Below are 16572 nucleotides of genomic sequence, written 5' to 3' on the forward strand. Positions count from 1 at the left end.
ACCGGAGCCCGCCATGACGCCGCTATCCGCCCTCAACCGCACTCTGCTGGCCCTCGCCGGACTGGTCCTCCTCGGCGGCGGACTGCTCATCCTCTTCGCCGGGCTCGACCTCTACCGGCGGCACGATCTGGCCCCACCCGCCGGCTGGCCCCTGACCACCCCGGCCGACGTCCTGCTCGGCTCCGCCGACCGGGCACGCTGGAGCAGCCAGGGCTGGTGGTGGTGGCCCGCGGTCATCGCCGCCCTCGTCCTCACCGCCCTGCTCGCCCTGTGGTGGCTGCTCGCCCAGCTGAGCCGACACCGCCCCGGCTCACTACCCGTCGGCGGCACACCCCCGCAGGAGGGCGTCGAACTGCGCGACCGCGCACTCAGCGAAGCGATCGCGAACGAAGCCGGTGCCCTGCCAGGGGTAGGCCATGCGGCCGTACTCATCACCGGCCGACCGGGCCGCCACCACACCCGCATCAAGCTCACCCTCACCCCCGAGGGCACGCCCGGCGCCACTCTCGGTGCCCTGTGCGAAGGCCCGATCGGCACCGCGCGTCGGTCCACCGGCCTCATCGACATGCCCGCCGAGGTCCGCCTACAGGTCAGCCGCCACGGACCACACCGCGTGGAGTAAGGAGGAGATCGGCCGTTCCCGCCGACGCCCTTGCGGCCCACCGCGGTTCGCGGGCGCGCCGACACCACTCCCCGAAGGAGAGATCATGATCATCCTGGGCGTCATACTGCTCGTCGTCGGCTTCCTCACCGGCCTGTCCATCCTGTGGACCATCGGGATCATCCTGCTGGTCGTCGGAGCCATCCTGTGGATCCTCGGCGCGATGGGACACGCCGTCGCCGGCCGACGCCACTACTGGTAGTCGGAATCGTCGCCCTGCAGGGCAGTGATCCAGGCTGCGGGCAGGCCGGCAGACGTCGCGGACCCCACCAAGACGTTCCGCGGCGGCGGACGACGGCGGCGGCGGAGAGGTCGAGCCGGCAGAGGCCGCCGCCGGTGCCGGCCAGCCGCCGAGGCTCGACCGGGGCGCGCCCGGTGGCCGTTGTGCCGGTCCTCGCCGCACGAGCGCACGGCCGACTCGTTGGGGAGTCGGTGGATCGGCCCCCACCATCCGGGCGGAAGTTCCCCACCGCGTCGGCCCGTGAGTCTCCGCCGGAAGTTCGTATGCACAGCACCTTCGTGAGGATCCGCCCGAACGTCCCCCGGGGCCACGGCGATGGCGGGCGGTGAGCGGCAAGGACCCGCGGAAGGCTCCACCCGGTCGGAGTGCTTCGGGGAGGAGTTTCTGGGAGTCCTGCTGGACCAGGGGCACGAGTTGCCGCCGCACCAGCTCGGTCCGCTCGTCGCACGGCAGATCGGCAGGCTCGACGGCCGCGAGACCTCTATCTTCCTGCAGGACTACGGCCAGGTGTGGCTCGTCCCCCTGCCGGGCGACGGGCTGGCGGCCGGGGAACCGCAGCCGATCGACGGCTCCGACGCCGGACGCGCCTTCCGGGAGGCGCGTCCCGTCGAGGTTTCGCAGGCCGGCGGTGTGCGGGTCTACCTTCCCCTGCTGGACGGTGGAGACCAGGTGGGCGTGATGGCCGTCACCCTGGACCACCTCCACGACGACGAGCGACGGCTGCTGCGCAGGCTCGCCTCGCTCGTGGCCGACATGCTGGTGACCAAGCACGGTTACACCGATCTGTTCTTCCGGCTGCGCCGCAGGGAACCGATGAGTGTGGCGGCGGAGATCCAGTGGTCGCTGCTGCCACCGCTGGCGATGTCCACGCCCCGGGTCTAGCTGGCCGGCATGCTGGAACCCGCCTACGACGTGGCCGGCGACAGCTTCGACTACGCCCCCAACGACGGTGTCCTGCATGTGGCCATGGTCGACGCGATGGGCCACGGACTGGACGCCGCCACGATGGCCACGGTGGTCATCGGAGCCTACCGGCATGCCCGGCGCATCAGCGTCGGCCTGTCGGAGATCTATACGTTCACGGACCGGGCCGTCGCCGAGCAGTTCGGCCCCGACCACTTCGCGACCGCTCAGATGATGCGGCTCAACACGGCCACGGGCAGGCTCCAGTGGGTCAACGCCGGACATCCCGCTCCTGTGCTGATCCGTGGACACCGTGTCGTACGACGGCTGCAGGGCCCGACGACGCTGCCCGTCGGCTTCGGCGGTCACGAGCCCCGGATCAGCGAAGTGGCCCTCATCCCCGGCGACCGGATCCTGTGCTTCACCGACGGACTGACAGAGGAGCGCGATGTCGGCGGTGAGGAATTCGGTGAGGAGCAGCTCATCGGGTGGGTGAACCGCCTTGAGCCCACGGCCCAACAGGTCCGGACGGTGGCGCGCTCCCTCTCCCACGCGCTGCAACGGGCGCGGGGCGGGATCATCACGGACGATGCGACGCTCCTGCTGATCGAATGGCGCGGGAGCGCCCCCGACGACCTCGCCCTCCTGGAGTGAGCCGGCAGCGCACCACCATGGACATGGCCGACGGCACACTACGTTCCTCTCCCGCCGCTCTTTGTGAAAGTCGCACCGGCGGGGGCGGCTCCGCGATCCTCCTTGGAGCGGGTTCACTTCCCCGTGCGGTGCCATGGCGAGAACCGCCACCGCCGGGTACGGCCGGAGGTCAGGGCCTCCATGCGATCATCGTGGCTCGCGGTGAACAGCTGAATCACGATCACACCGAAGACGATCATTGCGAGCAGCACGCTCACCGTCACGAAGGTGCCCATATCTCCCATGCTCCTACTGCCGTGGTGGGGGCCCGTGACCGGTGACCGGTCCGTCAGGAGTGCGTGAGGCGGGGTGGGGGGCGTCGTGTCCGCCTTCGGAGTCCCAGACCGCCTCCCCGAGTGAGTCCGAGTCGGCCGCTGCCTCTGCCGCGGCCCGGAAACGTTCGGCCTCATGGATCAGGCCGGTCGCCGTGAGGCTCCGCGACGGGTCGGTGGCCGTGGCCATGAGCCGGGCTGCGGTGGCCGGGGCTGTCTCCGGTGGGATCACCAGCAGGTCCCAGCGGCCGAAGGTGTGGGACAGCAGCAACAGCTTGTGCGGGTCCTGCCCGGCGTTGGACCAGCCGACGCGCACCATGTGGCCGTGCGCGGGCACTTCACCCGGGATGACCGGCCACAACGTGCGGCTCACCGCTATCCGGGTGATCCGCCCCCACAGCGGGTCGAGACATTCGACGAGCGCCGGGAGCTCCTCCGTCAGGTTGCGCGAACGGGGCCACCAGGCACCGTCGATCAGGGCCGGAGGGGCGCCGGCCCGCGCCAGCGTGAGTCGGAGCGGTGACGAAGAAGGGGCCCGGTCTCCGACTGCGGGTGTGAACGGAATGGTCGCGGTCATGACGCGGACCCAACCCCGGGCCGGTCACGGCCGGCCCGGTTGCCATGAATCGCCGAGAACGACCCGGCGTGGAAGCCGGTGTACGAGATGCTCTCGGTACTCACCAGGTTACTCCTCGCCCGCGCCCGGCGGACCGATGCGGAGCGAGGGGTTGAACGGAACACGAGGAAAACCTCCCGCGCAATACAGCCAAGGAGTGCCGGCCAGGGCATGCGAGCCGTCGGGCGTGAGACCGGTCCGGTAGCCGGCGTACGGCGTGCCCCGGCGCCCTCAGCCCACTTCCCGCCGGTATCGACAGCCGCTTCACCGAATGCGGCGGCGTCTCCACAACCGCCCCGGCGTGTGCGGAGTACCGTGGACAGCACCGAGGGCATTTCGCACACCGGCTTCCACGCCGGGTCGTTCTCGGCGAGAGACGAAACCCGGGGCGCCGCCAAGGCGGCCCGGAGACGGGTCCGCATCATGTCGGCGACCTTGCACCAACTCCTGCCACACCACGAGCCCGTCGCAGCCCCGGCCGTGCGTCTCGCGCTGAAGACCGACGGCCCGTCGCGCGGCCTCCTGGACGGTGCCTGGTGGCCCCGCTCCCGAGACCTGCTGAGCGAGCTGCCCGCACTGACCGATGTGCTGGACCCTCTGTGGGGCCGCATCACCCGCATCGCCGTCAACCCGAAGTACTGGCCGGTCATCCCGCACGAGATCCCCGTGGGCGGTCATGTCGTCAAGGTCGGATGGTTCACCCCGGAGATCGACCCGCACAAGCTGCTGCTGCTCTCCTACGGCACCGGCCGCTGGGACCTGCTGGTCATCCCGCCCGAGACCGAGACGGAGTCGGCGGCCCGCCTGATGGCGACCGCGTCCGACTACGACGGCCCACCGCTGACCGCAAGCGCTCTCATCGCCGCGGACGAGACCCGGCACGCCGTCTCCGCCGCCGACCGGCCACTCGAACCGGACGAGGCAGGGAAGCACGAGGAGGACGGCCCCGCCTCAGCGGCCGTTCCGGCACGGACGGATCGCGCCAGTCGCCTGGTCATCGGCATGTGAGACGGCCGCCACGACCGGTGCCTTCCCGGGTTTCGGCCCTGCCTCGCGAACCGGCGCAGGCATATGCAGGGGTCTCGACCGGCGGATCCCCGCCCCCGTGGTCCTCGTCCCGAGGAGCAGCACATGCAAGCCCTGATCGTTCTCATCGTCGTGATCGGTCTCCTGGCCGTCCTGGCCCTCGCCCTGTCCGTGAAGGTCGTCAAGCAGTACGAGAAGGGAGTGCTGTTCCGCTTCGGCCGACTTGTCGGAACACGCTCCCCGGGGCTGCGGCTCATCATCCCGTTCGTCGACGCCCTGCACCGGGTGTCGCTGCGGGTCGTCACCATGCCGATCCAGTCCCAGGGCATCATCACCCGGGACAACGTGAGCGTGGACGTGTCGGCGGTCGCCTACTTCCGGGTCGTCGACGCCGTGAAGTCGGTTGTCGCCGTGGAGAACGTCAACGCGGCGATCAACCAGATCGCCCAGACCACCCTGCGGAAGGTCGTCGGCCGGCACACGCTCGACGAGACGCTGTCGGAGACGGACCGTATCAACCTGGACATCCGCCAGATCCTCGACGTCACCACCGTCGACTGGGGTGTGCAGGTCACGCTGGTCGAGCTCAAGGACATCCAGCTGCCCGACACCATGAAGCGCGCCATGGCCCGCCAGGCCGAGGCCGAGCGCGAGAAGCGAGCGAAGATCATCAACGCGGAGGGCGAGTCCCTGGCCGCAGCCGCGCTCGGCGACGCCTCGGACACCATGATGGCCCACCCCCTGGCGCTTCAACTACGCAATCTCCAGAGCCTGGTGGAGATCGGTGTCGACCAGAACACCACCGTCGTCTTCCCGGCCCCCCTCATGAGCACGATCGGCGAGCTCGGCTCCTTCCTCGCCCGGGAAACCGCTGCCGCCGCACCCGCCGCGGCAGCGCCACCGGCCGGCACCGGCCGCACCGACAAGTCCCTCAGCCCGGCCGCCAGCGCGCCCGGCACCGCGGCGTGAAGCCGACTACGGCCCGAACGATCCGTGGCACCAGGGAGGATTCGTGACCGTCGCCTGTCGCGCGCGTCCTCCGGACACCGGCTGATGATGGGAGTACGATCGAACACGCGGAGCTGATCATGACGGGTTGGCGGGTCAGGGACTACACCCAGGACGATCTCGAAGCGGTGATCCGTGTCGACATGCAGAGCGGCACGACCGAGGAGCCGCCGCTCTTCCCACTCTCGGACGCCGTGACGGCCCTCCAGGCATGCCACCCGGCCGTGGTGGCCACGGCCGACGACGTACTGATCGGCGCCGCGGTGAGCAGGGTGGAGAGCGAACGGGCATGGATCCTGCGCATCTGCATGGCGCCCGGCTGGCGGCAGCGCGGGCTGGGCAGTGCCCTGATCACCGCCCTTGAGCAACGGCTCTTCGCCGCCGGCGTCCGCGCGGTGCACGCCGCCCTGCCCGAGGGCGAGACCGGTGCCACCGCCCTGCGCAACTGCGACTTCGGTGCCCGCCCCGGTCTGGTCTTCTTCGAAAAACGCGGACCGGTGACCCCGCAGTCGGCCGGCACGCTGTCCTCGCTCGGAGCGGAGCTGCCGCCAGGGGGGCTCTGGCAGAAGGTCGCGGGCATGCAACGGGAGAAGCAGCTCATCGAGCGGCGCCTGGTCCTGCCGCTGGCCCATCCCGAACTGGCCGCCCAGCACGGAGTGGAACCGCCACGGGCGGTGATGCTGTTCGGCCCGCCCGGGACCGGCAAGAGCACGTTCGCGCACGCGATCGCCAGCCGCCTGGGATGGCCCTTCCTCGAACTGTTCCCCGCCCGTCTGGCCGCCGAGTACGGCCTGGCGACCGGGCTGAACCGGCGCTTCGACGAGATCGCCCGGCTCGACCACGTCCTCGTCTTCATCGACGAGGTCGAGGAGGTCGCCGGCGAACGCGGCGGCGCGGACGCCGCCGCTGTCGGCGTCGTCAACGAACTGCTCAAGGCGATCGTCCGGTTCCGAAGCCAGGACGGACGGCTGCTCGTCTGCGCCACGAACAACGTGACCACGCTCGACTCCGCGTTCCTGCGGCACGGCCGCTTCGACTACGTGCTGCCGATCGGCCCTCCCGACCACACCGCCAGGACCGCGCTGTGGGAGAGCTACCTGGCCCGAGCGGGCGCACGGGCCGACAGCGCGGTACTCGCGTCCGCCAGCGAGGGGTTCACCCCCGCCGACATCGCCCACGCGGCGCGCACCGTCTCCCAGGCCCAGTTCGAGCGCACCTTCGACACCGGAACCCGGACCACCCCCACCACCGACGACTACCTGGACACGATCCGCGACACCAAGCCCACGGTCAGCGCCGCCATGGCCCAGGACTTCGCCCAGCAAACGGAAAAGTACGCCCGCATCTAGCGTCCAGGCCGGGTGGGGAGTCGATCTGCGACGGACGTGTCAGGCCGGCGTAGGTGGCGTGTCGCTGCCCGTTTCGATGAGGATCTGCCTGGCCTCGGTGACGTTTTCGGCCCGTACGGCCCTGGCCATCGCGGCGCGTGCCGCGTCGGGCGACGTGTCCGGAGGGACCAGCAACAGAGAGAAAAGGTCCCCTTCGCCTCGGGTGATGAGGACGGTGTCGTCACCGACCGGGAAGGAGTCGATGTGCACGACCCGGTCGTCGACCATCACCCGGGTCGGCAGTCCGTCCCAGGCACTGCCGTCCAGACCGACCCGGGTGACAGGTCCGAGATGCTCGGTCAACGCGGAGATCAGCGAGGGCAGCTCCGCACCGATGTCCCGGGACCGCGGCCACCATGCGCCGTCCAGGATTCCCTCGCGTGCGTGGGTGGTCTCCAGTCGCAGCAGGGCCGTTCCGGGTTTCACCGACCGGTGCACGGCGTCCGGCAGGAGCCTGGGGAAGTCGGGGGTGTCTGAGCCTGCCATGGTGTCCGCCCGTCCGCAGAGAGCAGTGCGACCGCACGGCGTGCGACCACGATACGACCCTGCTACCTCACGGTACTCCGCACGACGCTCCCGCGAGCGCTTCGCCGCAGGCGCGGTTGCGGAAACAGGCAACGGCTCCGGCGTATACCCACCGGAGCCGCCCTTCCGGGTCATTGCACGTGAGCGTGCGCCGACCCGCTTTCCAGGTTACGTCAAAGGGACTAATCCGCCATAAGCAATCCTTGCGAGGGTTCACCTCGGTCCGAGAAGCCGACGCGGCCGCTCAGCCACGCCCTTCCTCTTCCGTCTCCATCTGCCGGATCCCCTGGTGCGTCAGCGTGATCATCCCGGGCGTGTTGCCCCTCTCCCAGTCCACGACGACCCAGCCTTCACCTGCCAGGTACATACAGGCAGCGGCCATGTCCTGCTCAGGGATACCCAGGTCCGTGCGGAGCTTCGCCCCATCGACACCCAGGAGGCGATTGCCCTCGGCGGCCTGGTACAGAGCCTGCATGATCCTCTCGCGGTACGTCTTCCGGTCCCGCAACATCGCCATGACGCGCCTTCCTCTACTGCCCACGGTCGGGCCGAAGCCGATGTCATCCGCGGTCGCCGTCGCGGTGGGGCGCGTCGGAACGGTCGCGTCCACCGACCGACGGTGTCTCCGGGGCCGACGCCCGATCCCCGGCAGAACATCGCTGTAGTGGAAGGCAGCGATCCGTTCGGCGTGCTGGCCGTTGAGCCGGTGGATCAGAACGACTCCGACGGCGATCAGGACGAGCAGCACGGCCACGGCGATGACGAGCATGGGATCTCACCTCCGCCGACCGGCGGGCGAAGGCCCTGCCGAGCCGATGGGCCGGGGCAGGGACGACGGTCGACCTGCTCCGCCGTCGGCCTCCCAGGCTTCTTCCCTGTTTCGTGCGTCGATCCTGTCTGCTGCTTGCTCCCGGGCCGAGGCATCGACGCCGTCGCCGACCATCAACTGCGCGGCGGCATCCGCACCGGTTTCCGGCGGAATCACCAGCACGTCCCGGCGGCCGTCAGCGGAGAAAAGAGTGAGTCTGTGGGGATCCTGCTCCTCGGTGGACCAGCCCACCTGCACGGTGCGCCCGGCGTAGGACACCCAGTGCGGCAGGACGGGCCAGTAGGCCGGGTGCACGGTGACACCCGTGATACGACCCCAGAGATCGCCCAATGCGGCCGTCAACGACGGCAGCTCACGGGTGAAGGCACGGGAGCGAGGCCACCACATACCGTCCAGCCCGCCCGGCGCGGGCGTCAGGGACAGCCGGGCCGGCTGCGGCGGCGCACATCTGATCGATGTCGTACGGTCAATGGTCACAGCCATGGCGCGGACCTGTCCCCGGGCTCGTGGGTGCGGCCCGGCGCTGTCGATCACCGGGAACGGCACCCGCATCGGAGCCGGTGCGCGAAGAACTCCCGGTGTCTTCAACACTACTCCGCTCACCGGTCCGAAAAGCCCGGGATGACCAGGCAGTTTCCTACCTTCAGGACCTGGTCGCCGGTGCCGGTGCCGGTCAGAGCCAGTCCTTGCGCTTGAACGTCAGATACAGCAATGCGGACAGGAGCACGATGACTGCGGCGGAGGTGATGAATCCCGACTCGCGGCCGAAACCGGGATAGGGGAGGTTCTGGCCGTAGTAGCCGGTGATCGCGGTGGGTACCGCGATGATCGCGGCCCAGCTCGTCACCTTCTTCATGATCAGGTTCATGCGATTGGCCTGGACCGAGAGGTTCGTCTCCATGACCGAGGCCACCAGGTCCCGCAGTGATTCCGTCCACTCGGTCGCACGCAGCACGTGGTCGTAGACGTCCTGGTAGTACGGGACGAGAGGGTCGGTGATCAGGTGCAGGCCGGGGCGCATGAGCCCGTTGACCACCTCGCGCATCGGAAGCACGACGCGGCGCAGCCGGACGAGCGACTTACGCAGCGCGAAGACCCGGCGCTGCACGGCTTCGATCTCACGGCGCCCAGCCGCGAAGAGCAGGCCCTCCAGCTCCTCGATGCCGTCGTCCAGTTGCTGGACGGCGGCGAAGTGTCCGTCCACAAGATGGTCGAGCAGGCCGTGCAGCAGGAATCCGACGCCGTGGCCGGCCAGGTCCGGGCTCTCGTCCCAGCGGGCAACGACGTCCTCGATGTCGAAGCCGTCGTCCTTGCGGACGGTGATCATGGCCTGGCCGGTGAGGAATACGGCGATCTCGCTGTACGTCAGCTGCGCACCGTCCGGGCTGACGGTCACGGCATAGGCGCTGAGGAACTCGTGGGTGCGATAGCGGTCGAGTTTCGGCCGCTGTCCACGCTGGGCGGCATCCTCCAGAGCCAGTTCGTGGATGCCGAACTCCTGACCGAGCATGGTGAGTTCAGCGGCTCCGGGCCGGTGCAGGTCCAGCCACAGGACCGACGCCGGATCAGCGAGATGCGCAGGGACGTCACCGACGGGAAAGTCCTCCAGGACGAGAGTGCCGTCGTGATACAGCCGGGTACGCGTCACCATGACCCGAGGCTAGTGTCTTATATCCCTTCCATGCCGCTTCGCCCCGATTGCCAGCGCGGCAGGTTCATCGACAGCAGTCACCCTCCGTGGGGGCCTTACGTCAAAGCCCGCGACATCCGGAGCTCCGACCGACGAGCATCGGGTGCCGGTCCGAAGGCAGGGATGTGGGTACCCGGCCGCCGCATCGCATCCGGCGTACACCGCACGACCGGATGCGGCCCGTCAGCCGGGAAGGACACTCCGAGACCATGACCACGCATACCCCGCGCCGTCGCCCGCCTCCCCCCGCAGGTGGCAGTGATTTCGCCCGCCTGTCGAAGAAGATCGCCGAGGCCGGCCTGATGAACCGGCGCCCCGGCCACTACACCGTCCGGTCCATCGTCGTGGCCGTCGCCTACGCCGGGGGCTGGAGCGCGTTCGTCGTCATCGGCGCCGGGTGGTGGACCCTGGCGCTCGCCGCGTTCCTCGCCGTGATGTTCGGGCAGGTGGCTCTGCTCGCCCACGACGTCGCGCACCGCCAGGTCTTCCGCCGGCGCCGGCCCAGCGAGACGGCCGGCCGCATCGCCGGGGCCGCGATCGGGATGGGCTACGGATGGTGGCAGGACAAACACACCCGCCACCACGCCAACCCCAACCACGAGGACCTCGACCCCGACATCGCCCCGGACCTGCTGGTGTGGTCCCAGGACCAGGCCCGCGCCGCGACCGGACTGCCGAGGATCATCGGCCGTCGGCAGGCGTTCCTCTTCTTTCCCCTGCTCCTGCTCGAAGGGGTCAACCTTCATGTCTCCAGCGCGCGAGCATTGGGCAACCGCGCCCTGAAGAACCGCGCCCTGGACGGCACGCTGCTCTACGGGCACACCGCCGCCTACCTGACCGCAGTGTTCATCGTCCTCCCACCCGGCATGGCGATCGCGTTCCTGGCCGTCCACCAGGGCCTGTTCGGCCTCTACCTCGGTTGTCTGTTCGCCCCCAACCACAAAGGCATGCCGATCCTGACCGGCAAGGACCGCCCCGACTTCCTGCGCCGTCAGGTCCTCACCGCACGCAACGTACGCGGCAGCTGGTTCACCGACCTCGCCCTGGGCGGCCTGAACCACCAGATCGAACACCACCTGTTCCCCAGCATGCCCAGCCCCCACCTGCGCAGGGCCCGGCCCATCGTCCGCCGCTACTGCCAGGACCTGGGAGTCGACTACCTGGAAACCGGACTGATCGCCTCCTACCGGCAAGCACTCACCAGCCTCCACCGAGCAGGAGCCCCACTGCGGCGAGCCCGTATCGGCAGCGCCCCAGCATGACGCACCGGCGCCGGCGACGTACTCCAGAGCCCTGTCCCGGTGCCCGGCTGCAGTGATCCGGTGAAACGCAACTGCCGGAACAGCCCCGTCGGCTTCCCGGCGGGGCTGCGCCGCCTCACGGCTCCCCTTGAGGTGGCTGCTAACGCGGTCGCGCGAGCGCGGCCACCAGACGGTCCAGCAGGGCCGGTGCGGAACCGGTGGGAGCGAGCGTGAGGCGAAGGACGGGGCGAGCCCGCCTTCGGGTGAAGCCGGGCGGGAGATGGTCGCAGTCATGACGCGAACCCTGCCTCGGGCCGACCGGAAGCGGCCCGGCGTATTGGATCACCGAGAACTACACAGACATGAAGGCCGATGTTCGAAGGGTCCTCGGTAACTCCAGCGTACTTCTGGGCAGTACGACTCAGTGGTCTGCGTCGTAAGTCTTTCGGGGGTTGACTTCGCGGCTGGGCGTCGGCGGGCTTGTGGCCAGGTGACGGGGCGGATCTGGCATGCGATGCCGAGGGCATTCTCGGGTGCCGATGGGAATGCCGGCGTACAGGAGGCGTCTGATCGGGGGAGGCTGGCTCGCCCGGGCCCGCCTTGTCCCGGGCGCGCCTGGGGCCGAGGCGGCGGAGGGATGTGGCGTCAGGAGTCAGGCGACGGGCTGTGCTTCGAGGAATGCGAGGGCTCTGGCCACGAACTCGTTGTGGAACTGGAAGATCGCGCCGTGTCCGGCGTCCGGGTAGAGGGGGACGAGTTCGCTCCGGGGCAGGCGTGCGGCGAGGTCGAGGGTGTTCTCGCTCGGCACCATCCGGTCGCTCTCGCCGTTGGCCACCAGGACTGGCTGGTGGATGCGCGACAGGTCCGCGGGCGCCTGCAGGCCCCATCGGTGGATGGCCTTGAGCTGGGCGCGGAACGACGTCAGCGAGATGGCCCTGTCGCGGTCGCTGGTGCGTTCCTTCAGCCGTTTGAGGAAGGCGCGTGCTTCGCGTCGGCCGTGTTCGGTGTCGGTGAAGAAGAGGAACTGCTTGGGGTCCTTGCGGGTCAGGAAGCCCTTCAGGATGTCCCGGAGGGTCAGTGCGGTGACCTTGTCGATGCCCGGGCCTCCGGCGGGGCCGGTGCCCGCGAGGACGACCCTGCGCACCAGCTGCGGTTCCTCGGCTGCGATGACCTGGGCGATGAAGCCGCCCATCGACAGGCCGAGCAGGTCGACCTGCTCGAAGCCCAGGGCTCGGATGAACAGCACTGCGTCGCGGGCCATCGCTTCGATGGTGTCGGGGGTGGAGCCGCCCGACGCGCCGACTCCGCGGTTGTCGAAGGCGATCACCTGGCGCCGGGCGGCGAGTCCGTCGACGACGCGGGGGTCCCAGTTGTCCAGGACAGCGGTCAGGTGGTGGAGCAGGATCAGTGGTACGCCGTCTCCTTCCGAGCCGAGCTGGCGGCAGACGAAGTCGACGCCGCGCACGGACACCGAACGGGTCGGTGCATCTTTGTACGTCGACGGGGCGGGCCTGGGGGTGGGGGACCTGCGCGGTGCGCTCATGATCGGTTCCTGGGGTGTGGAGGGTAGGGGTGGTGGAGTGTGGGATCCTCTCGCCGCCCGGGGCCTGGCGGTGGAGCGGCGGGGGCTGGTGCTCACACCGTCGCGATGACGACCTTGCCGGCCTTGGCGCGTCCCTTCTCGGCGTACTCCATGGCTTCGCGGCCCTGCTCGAAGGGGAAGACACAGTCGACGACGGGGCGGATCTTCCCGGCGTCGACGAGCCGGGTGATCTCGCGCAGCTGCTCGCCGTCGGCCTTCATGAACAGGAAGGAGTACGTCACGCCCTGGCGCTTGGCGTGGCGCCGGGTGGTGAAGCTCAGCGCGTTCATCGCCTGGCGCAGGACCGGGTTCGCGCCCAGCTCGCGGGCGAAGTCCGCGTCGGGGGGCCCGGCGATGCTGATGACCTTCCCACCGGGCTTGAGGATGCGCAGGGACTTCTCCAGGGTCTTGCCGCCGAGGGTGTCCAGGACGACGTCGTAGCCGTCCAGGACGTCCTCGAAGTCCTGGGTGCGGTAGTCGATGACGACGTCCGCGCCGAGCTCCTTGGACAGGGCGGTATTGGCCGCGCTCGCGGTAGTGGCCACGTGTGCGCCCAGGTGCCTGGCCAGTTGGAGGGCGATGGTGCCCACCCCGCCGGAGCCCGCGTGGATGAGGACCTTCTGGCCCGGCCGGACCCGTGCCTTCTCGACCAGCGCCTGCCATGAGGTGAGGGCGACCAGGGGAAGGGAGGCGGCCTCCGCCATGGTGAGGGTGGCCGGCTTGTGGGCCAGGTCGTCCTGGTGGACGGCGATGAGTTCGGCGAAGGTGCCGATGCGGTCCTTGTCGGGCCGCGCGTAGACCTCGTCGCCCACCGCGAAGCGGGTGACGGCCGAGCCGACCTTGACCACCACTCCAGCGAGATCGTTGCCCAGGATGAGAGGCAGGCGGTACGGGAGGATCCGCTTGAAGGCACCGTCGCGGATCTTGAAGTCCAGCGGGTTGACGCTCGCCGCGTGGATCTTGACCAGCACGTCGTCGGCGCCCGGCTTCGGATCGGGCAGCTCGGCGGCGCGCACCGCGGACTGGTCACCGTACTTCTCGATCAGGTACGCCTTCATCATCATCTCCGTTTTCCGCCCGCAGGGGGACGGGGTCTCCGCTCGCTCCAGGCTTGCCCCGGTACGAGGTACTTTCTTGTCTGCACTGCTGGTTCAGAGGGCTCCGCGCCGATGCGGCGGGGGCGCCTCACCCCGCATTCGGCGCGGCGGCCAGGCCCTGCTTCACGTGCCGGGTGACGTCGTCGGCGAGGACCTCGGGCAGGCCCGTCTCGATGCCTGACAGAGCCTGGGCGGCGACCTCGGCCGGGTCGGCCTTCTGCTCGGCGGGAACGCTGGCGGCCATGTCGGTGTCCATGTATCCGACGTGCAGCGCCGTCACGGCGATGCCGCGGGGCACCAGCTCCTCCCGGACCGCACCGGTCAGCGCCCAGGCGGCGGCCTTCGCCGCGGCGTAGGAGCCGAGGCCGGCCGGGTGCAGCCAGGACAGGACGGACAGCACGTTGAGCACGGCGCCGCCACCGTTGGACTCGATGACCGGGGCGAAGGCCCGGGTCACGGCGAGCGGGCCGAAGAAGTTCACCTCCATCTCCAGGCGCACCGCTTCCAAGCCGCCCGCGATCAGCGGCGTGCCGGTGGAGATGCCGGCGTTGTTCACCAGCAGCGTCGCGTCAGAGGCGGTGCGGGCCGCCTCCCGGATCGACTCCGCGTCCGTCAGGTCGAGCCGCAGCGGGACGGCCCCGGGCAGGTCCACCGTCTCGGGGCGGCGGGCCGCCGCGTACACCTTGGCCCCGCGCGCCATGAGCTGGGCGGCCAGATGCCGCCCGAGCCCCCGGTTGGCGCCGGTGACCACCGCGACCGCGTCCTTCAGTTCCATGAGCACTCCCAGCGTTGAGCGCGGCGACGACCGCACGATAGATTGCATCCATCATCTAAATCTCAGCCTAGAATAGATTTCGCTCGACATCCAACTGGGAGGGGTGACCGATGGGCCGCGTATCGCAGGCACAGGCACAGGAGAACCGCCGACGGGTCGTGGAGACCGCCTCTCGGCTGCTTCGGGAAGAGGGCACCCGCCTGAGCGTCGCCGACCTCATGAAGTCGGCCGGCCTGACCCACGGCGGCTTCTACAAGCAGTTCGCCTCCAAGGAGGCCCTCATCGACGAAGCCACCGCCCACGCGTTCGCCGAACTCGCCCAGCACCACAAGGACGGGCTCGATCAGTACGCCGGGCAGCGCGACGCCGCCCAGCGGGCGCTGATCGACGCCTACCTCTCCGTCGAACACCGCGACAGCCCGGCTGACGGCTGCCCCGCCGCCGCACTCGCCACCGACATGGCCCGCGACGGCGGAGAGACCGAGGCCCACCGCGTCTACAGCCAGGGGGTGGGCGACTTCGCCGACTTCCTCGCCACCGAGGACCAGGACGGCATCACCCGGCTGTGCACCATGCTCGGCGCACTCGTCCTGTCCCGAGCCACCAACGGCACCCCGCTCTCCGACGAGATCCTCACCGCCGCACGCACGGCACTGATCGGCACCAACTGACCACAGAGACGGTGCAGGGCGGCACGCCGCAGGAAGGGCGCGCTTCTTTGCACCCCGTCGCCATCCACTTCTCGTGCACGGCTCTCCCGCGTTGCATCGCACCGCCGCATGCCCGATCGTCCTGACGGCCTCCGAGCGTGAGCGGCTGAAGAAGATGGCCTACGGCCACAAGACAGAGCACCGGCTGCGCCAGCGCGCCCAGGTCGTCTTGTACGCGGCTCGGGGCCGCTCCAACGCGCGCATCGCCCGCGAGACCGGGCTGCAGGTGGAGACCGTCCGCACCTGGCGCGACCGTTTCGCCGGGAACCGGCTGCCCGCCCTGTCCGACCGCAAGCGTTCCGGGCGTCCCGCTTCCTTCGCCCCGTTACAGAGGGCCAAGGTCAAGGCGCTGGCCTGTCAACTGCCCGCGGAGAGCGGCACGCCACTGTCCCGCCGGTCGGCCTCGGAGCTGGCCCGCGAGGTCATCGCCCGCGCCATCGTCGACACAATCTCCGCCTCCACAGTGCGACGCTGGCTCGTCCAGGACGCGATCAAACCCTGGCAACACCGGTCCTGGATCTTCATCAGCGACCCCGGCTTCCGGCTCAAGGCAGCCCGTGTCCTTGCCCTGTACACCCGCGCCTGGGACGGCGAGCCGCTCGGCGCAGACGAGTATGTGATCAGCACGGACGAGAAGACCTCCATCCAGGCCCGCTGCCACTGTCACCCCACCCCTCGCCCCCGGGCAGGCCAGGGCGGTGCGGGTCAACCACACCTACGGGCGCGGCGGAGCACTGGCCTACCTGGCCGCCTACGAAGTCCACCAGGCCAAGGTGTTCGGCCGCTGCGAGCCGACCACCGGCATCGGCCCGTTCATGAACCTGGTCACCCAGGTCATGAGCCAAGAACCCTACGCCAGCGCGAAACGCGTGTTCTGGATCGTCGACAACGGCTCCTCCCACCGCGGCAAGGCCGCAACAGCCCGGCTGACCACTGGGTTCTCGAACGCGGTACTGGTCCACACCCCCGTGCGCGCCTCTTGGCTGAACCAAGTCGAGGTCTATTTCTCCGCCGTACAGCGCAAGGCCCTCTCGCCCAACGACTTCACCGACCTTTGCCAAGTCGGGAACCGGCTCCGAGCCTTCGAAGACCGCTACAACGCCACGGCGCAGCCGTTCCAGTGAAAGTTCACCACCTCCGACCTGGACGATCTGCTGGCCAGGCTCGACCGACACGCCGCCGATCGCCCAGAAGAATCCTTGCCCCGACTCGCCGCATGATCAACCCCCGAAGGACTTACGACGAAGACTACTCAGACCGGTCGAGACGAGCCCGTTCCCTGCCGCTCGGGCATAGCGTTGATGCAGGTCGTACC

17 protein-coding genes and 2 pseudogenes are annotated in these 16572 nt (G+C 69.6%); 10 read left to right on the plus strand and 9 right to left on the minus strand.

Annotation, left to right across the window (positions count from 1 at the left end; all coding sequences use genetic code 11):
• The first annotated feature begins 13 nt into the window (after positions 1-13).
• The 3 genes and pseudogenes from OO52_RS21890 to OO52_RS21895 all read left to right on the plus strand — a co-directional run bounded on the left by OO52_RS21890 (position 14) and on the right by OO52_RS21895 (position 2459).
• Complete coding sequence (locus tag OO52_RS21890) at positions 14-622, plus strand: hypothetical protein (RefSeq protein ID WP_030645377.1); 609 nt, start codon at positions 14-16, stop codon at positions 620-622.
• Positions 623-707: 85 nt separating this feature from the next.
• Positions 708-863: a DUF6131 family protein gene (locus tag OO52_RS51605; protein ID WP_099054839.1), complete on the plus strand. Its 156-nt coding sequence runs from the start codon at positions 708-710 to the stop codon at positions 861-863.
• A gap of 354 nt (positions 864-1217) precedes the next feature.
• Positions 1218-2459 (plus strand): annotated as a pseudogene (locus OO52_RS21895) (PP2C family protein-serine/threonine phosphatase).
• Positions 2460-2572: 113 nt separating this feature from the next.
• Here OO52_RS21895 and OO52_RS50910 read toward each other — a convergent pair.
• Both OO52_RS50910 and OO52_RS21900 read right to left on the minus strand, forming a co-directional pair.
• The gene (locus OO52_RS50910; RefSeq protein WP_158712535.1) at positions 2573-2734 is read right to left on the minus strand and encodes a hypothetical protein; all 162 of its coding nucleotides are present in this window, start codon (positions 2732-2734) and stop codon (positions 2573-2575) included.
• Positions 2735-2747: 13 nt separating this feature from the next.
• On the minus strand, positions 2748-3347 hold the full coding sequence (locus OO52_RS21900; protein ID WP_051818442.1) for a DUF5994 family protein: 600 nt from the start codon (positions 3345-3347) through the stop codon (positions 2748-2750).
• Between the two features lie 354 nt (positions 3348-3701).
• On the opposite strand from OO52_RS21900, the gene OO52_RS21905 reads away from it, so the two are divergent.
• The 3 genes from OO52_RS21905 to OO52_RS21915 all read left to right on the plus strand — a co-directional run bounded on the left by OO52_RS21905 (position 3702) and on the right by OO52_RS21915 (position 6769).
• On the plus strand, positions 3702-4394 hold the full coding sequence (locus tag OO52_RS21905) for a DUF5994 family protein (protein WP_030645381.1): 693 nt from the start codon (positions 3702-3704) through the stop codon (positions 4392-4394).
• A gap of 123 nt (positions 4395-4517) precedes the next feature.
• Entirely contained in the window at positions 4518-5381 is an 864-nt protein-coding gene (locus OO52_RS21910) for a slipin family protein (protein WP_030645383.1), read from the plus strand.
• 119 nt (positions 5382-5500) lie between these two features.
• Complete coding sequence (locus tag OO52_RS21915; RefSeq protein ID WP_030645385.1) at positions 5501-6769, plus strand: ATP-binding protein; 1269 nt, start codon at positions 5501-5503, stop codon at positions 6767-6769.
• A 39-nt stretch (positions 6770-6808) separates the two neighbouring features.
• On the opposite strand, the gene OO52_RS21920 is transcribed toward OO52_RS21915, so the two are convergent.
• The 4 genes from OO52_RS21920 to OO52_RS21935 form a co-directional block, all read right to left on the minus strand.
• Complete coding sequence (locus tag OO52_RS21920) at positions 6809-7294, minus strand: DUF5994 family protein (protein ID WP_030645387.1); 486 nt, start codon at positions 7292-7294, stop codon at positions 6809-6811.
• Positions 7295-7577: 283 nt separating this feature from the next.
• The gene (locus tag OO52_RS54625) at positions 7578-8102 is read right to left on the minus strand and encodes a hypothetical protein (RefSeq protein ID WP_373304000.1); all 525 of its coding nucleotides are present in this window, start codon (positions 8100-8102) and stop codon (positions 7578-7580) included.
• A 6-nt stretch (positions 8103-8108) separates the two neighbouring features.
• On the minus strand, positions 8109-8645 hold the full coding sequence (locus OO52_RS21930) for a DUF5994 family protein (RefSeq protein ID WP_030645391.1): 537 nt from the start codon (positions 8643-8645) through the stop codon (positions 8109-8111).
• A 190-nt stretch (positions 8646-8835) separates the two neighbouring features.
• Complete coding sequence (locus OO52_RS21935) at positions 8836-9813, minus strand: magnesium transporter CorA family protein (RefSeq protein WP_030645393.1); 978 nt, start codon at positions 9811-9813, stop codon at positions 8836-8838.
• Positions 9814-10061: 248 nt separating this feature from the next.
• Here OO52_RS21935 and OO52_RS21940 point away from each other — a divergent pair, with 248 nt between their 5' ends.
• Positions 10062-11114, plus strand: a complete 1053-nt coding sequence (locus OO52_RS21940; RefSeq protein WP_030645395.1) for a fatty acid desaturase family protein — start codon at positions 10062-10064, stop codon at positions 11112-11114.
• Between the two features lie 631 nt (positions 11115-11745).
• Here the strand turns inward: OO52_RS21940 and OO52_RS21945 are convergent.
• The 3 genes from OO52_RS21945 to OO52_RS21955 all read right to left on the minus strand — a co-directional run bounded on the left by OO52_RS21945 (position 11746) and on the right by OO52_RS21955 (position 14547).
• Entirely contained in the window at positions 11746-12636 is an 891-nt protein-coding gene (locus OO52_RS21945; protein ID WP_037629157.1) for an alpha/beta fold hydrolase, read from the minus strand.
• A 92-nt stretch (positions 12637-12728) separates the two neighbouring features.
• A complete protein-coding gene (locus OO52_RS21950) occupies positions 12729-13733 on the minus strand; it encodes an NADP-dependent oxidoreductase (RefSeq protein WP_030645400.1) in 1005 nt (334 codons plus the stop codon).
• 127 nt (positions 13734-13860) lie between these two features.
• Positions 13861-14547: an SDR family oxidoreductase gene (locus tag OO52_RS21955; protein WP_030645402.1), complete on the minus strand. Its 687-nt coding sequence runs from the start codon at positions 14545-14547 to the stop codon at positions 13861-13863.
• A gap of 110 nt (positions 14548-14657) precedes the next feature.
• Between OO52_RS21955 and OO52_RS21960 the strand changes: the two genes are divergently transcribed.
• From OO52_RS21960 to OO52_RS52815, 3 genes and pseudogenes are all read left to right on the plus strand, one after another.
• Complete coding sequence (locus OO52_RS21960; protein ID WP_030645405.1) at positions 14658-15218, plus strand: TetR/AcrR family transcriptional regulator; 561 nt, start codon at positions 14658-14660, stop codon at positions 15216-15218.
• Positions 15219-15372: 154 nt separating this feature from the next.
• Positions 15373-15723, plus strand: a pseudogene (locus OO52_RS52810) (helix-turn-helix domain-containing protein); the annotation flags it as partial.
• Between the two features lie 232 nt (positions 15724-15955).
• A complete protein-coding gene (locus OO52_RS52815) occupies positions 15956-16381 on the plus strand; it encodes a transposase (protein ID WP_234339872.1) in 426 nt (141 codons plus the stop codon).
• Positions 16382-16572 lie beyond the last annotated feature (191 nt).

The sequence above is a fragment of the Streptomyces flaveolus genome, from assembly GCF_000716535.1.
Classification (GTDB): domain Bacteria; phylum Actinomycetota; class Actinomycetes; order Streptomycetales; family Streptomycetaceae; genus Streptomyces; species Streptomyces flaveolus_A.

Excerpts from the sequence above, each read along its gene's own strand:
- OO52_RS21890 (WP_030645377.1), top strand. The coding sequence starts at position 14 with ATGACGCCGCTATCCGCCCTCAACCGCACTCTGCTGGCCCTCGCCGGA.
- OO52_RS50910 (WP_158712535.1), bottom strand. The coding sequence starts at position 2,734 with ATGGGCACCTTCGTGACGGTGAGCGTGCTGCTCGCAATGATCGTCTTC.
- OO52_RS21935 (WP_030645393.1), bottom strand. The coding sequence starts at position 9,813 with ATGGTGACGCGTACCCGGCTGTATCACGACGGCACTCTCGTCCTGGAG.
- OO52_RS54625 (WP_373304000.1), bottom strand. The coding sequence starts at position 8,102 with ATGCTCGTCATCGCCGTGGCCGTGCTGCTCGTCCTGATCGCCGTCGGA.
- OO52_RS21960 (WP_030645405.1), top strand. The coding sequence starts at position 14,658 with ATGGGCCGCGTATCGCAGGCACAGGCACAGGAGAACCGCCGACGGGTC.
- OO52_RS21920 (WP_030645387.1), bottom strand. The coding sequence starts at position 7,294 with ATGGCAGGCTCAGACACCCCCGACTTCCCCAGGCTCCTGCCGGACGCC.
- OO52_RS21910 (WP_030645383.1), top strand. The coding sequence starts at position 4,518 with ATGCAAGCCCTGATCGTTCTCATCGTCGTGATCGGTCTCCTGGCCGTC.
- OO52_RS51605 (WP_099054839.1), top strand. The coding sequence starts at position 708 with ATGATCATCCTGGGCGTCATACTGCTCGTCGTCGGCTTCCTCACCGGC.
- OO52_RS21945 (WP_037629157.1), bottom strand. The coding sequence starts at position 12,636 with ATGAGCGCACCGCGCAGGTCCCCCACCCCCAGGCCCGCCCCGTCGACG.
- OO52_RS21900 (WP_051818442.1), bottom strand. The coding sequence starts at position 3,347 with ATGACCGCGACCATTCCGTTCACACCCGCAGTCGGAGACCGGGCCCCT.
- OO52_RS21950 (WP_030645400.1), bottom strand. The coding sequence starts at position 13,733 with ATGAAGGCGTACCTGATCGAGAAGTACGGTGACCAGTCCGCGGTGCGC.
- OO52_RS21930 (WP_030645391.1), bottom strand. The coding sequence starts at position 8,645 with ATGGCTGTGACCATTGACCGTACGACATCGATCAGATGTGCGCCGCCG.
- OO52_RS21915 (WP_030645385.1), top strand. The coding sequence starts at position 5,501 with ATGACGGGTTGGCGGGTCAGGGACTACACCCAGGACGATCTCGAAGCG.
- OO52_RS21940 (WP_030645395.1), top strand. The coding sequence starts at position 10,062 with ATGACCACGCATACCCCGCGCCGTCGCCCGCCTCCCCCCGCAGGTGGC.
- OO52_RS21955 (WP_030645402.1), bottom strand. The coding sequence starts at position 14,547 with ATGGAACTGAAGGACGCGGTCGCGGTGGTCACCGGCGCCAACCGGGGG.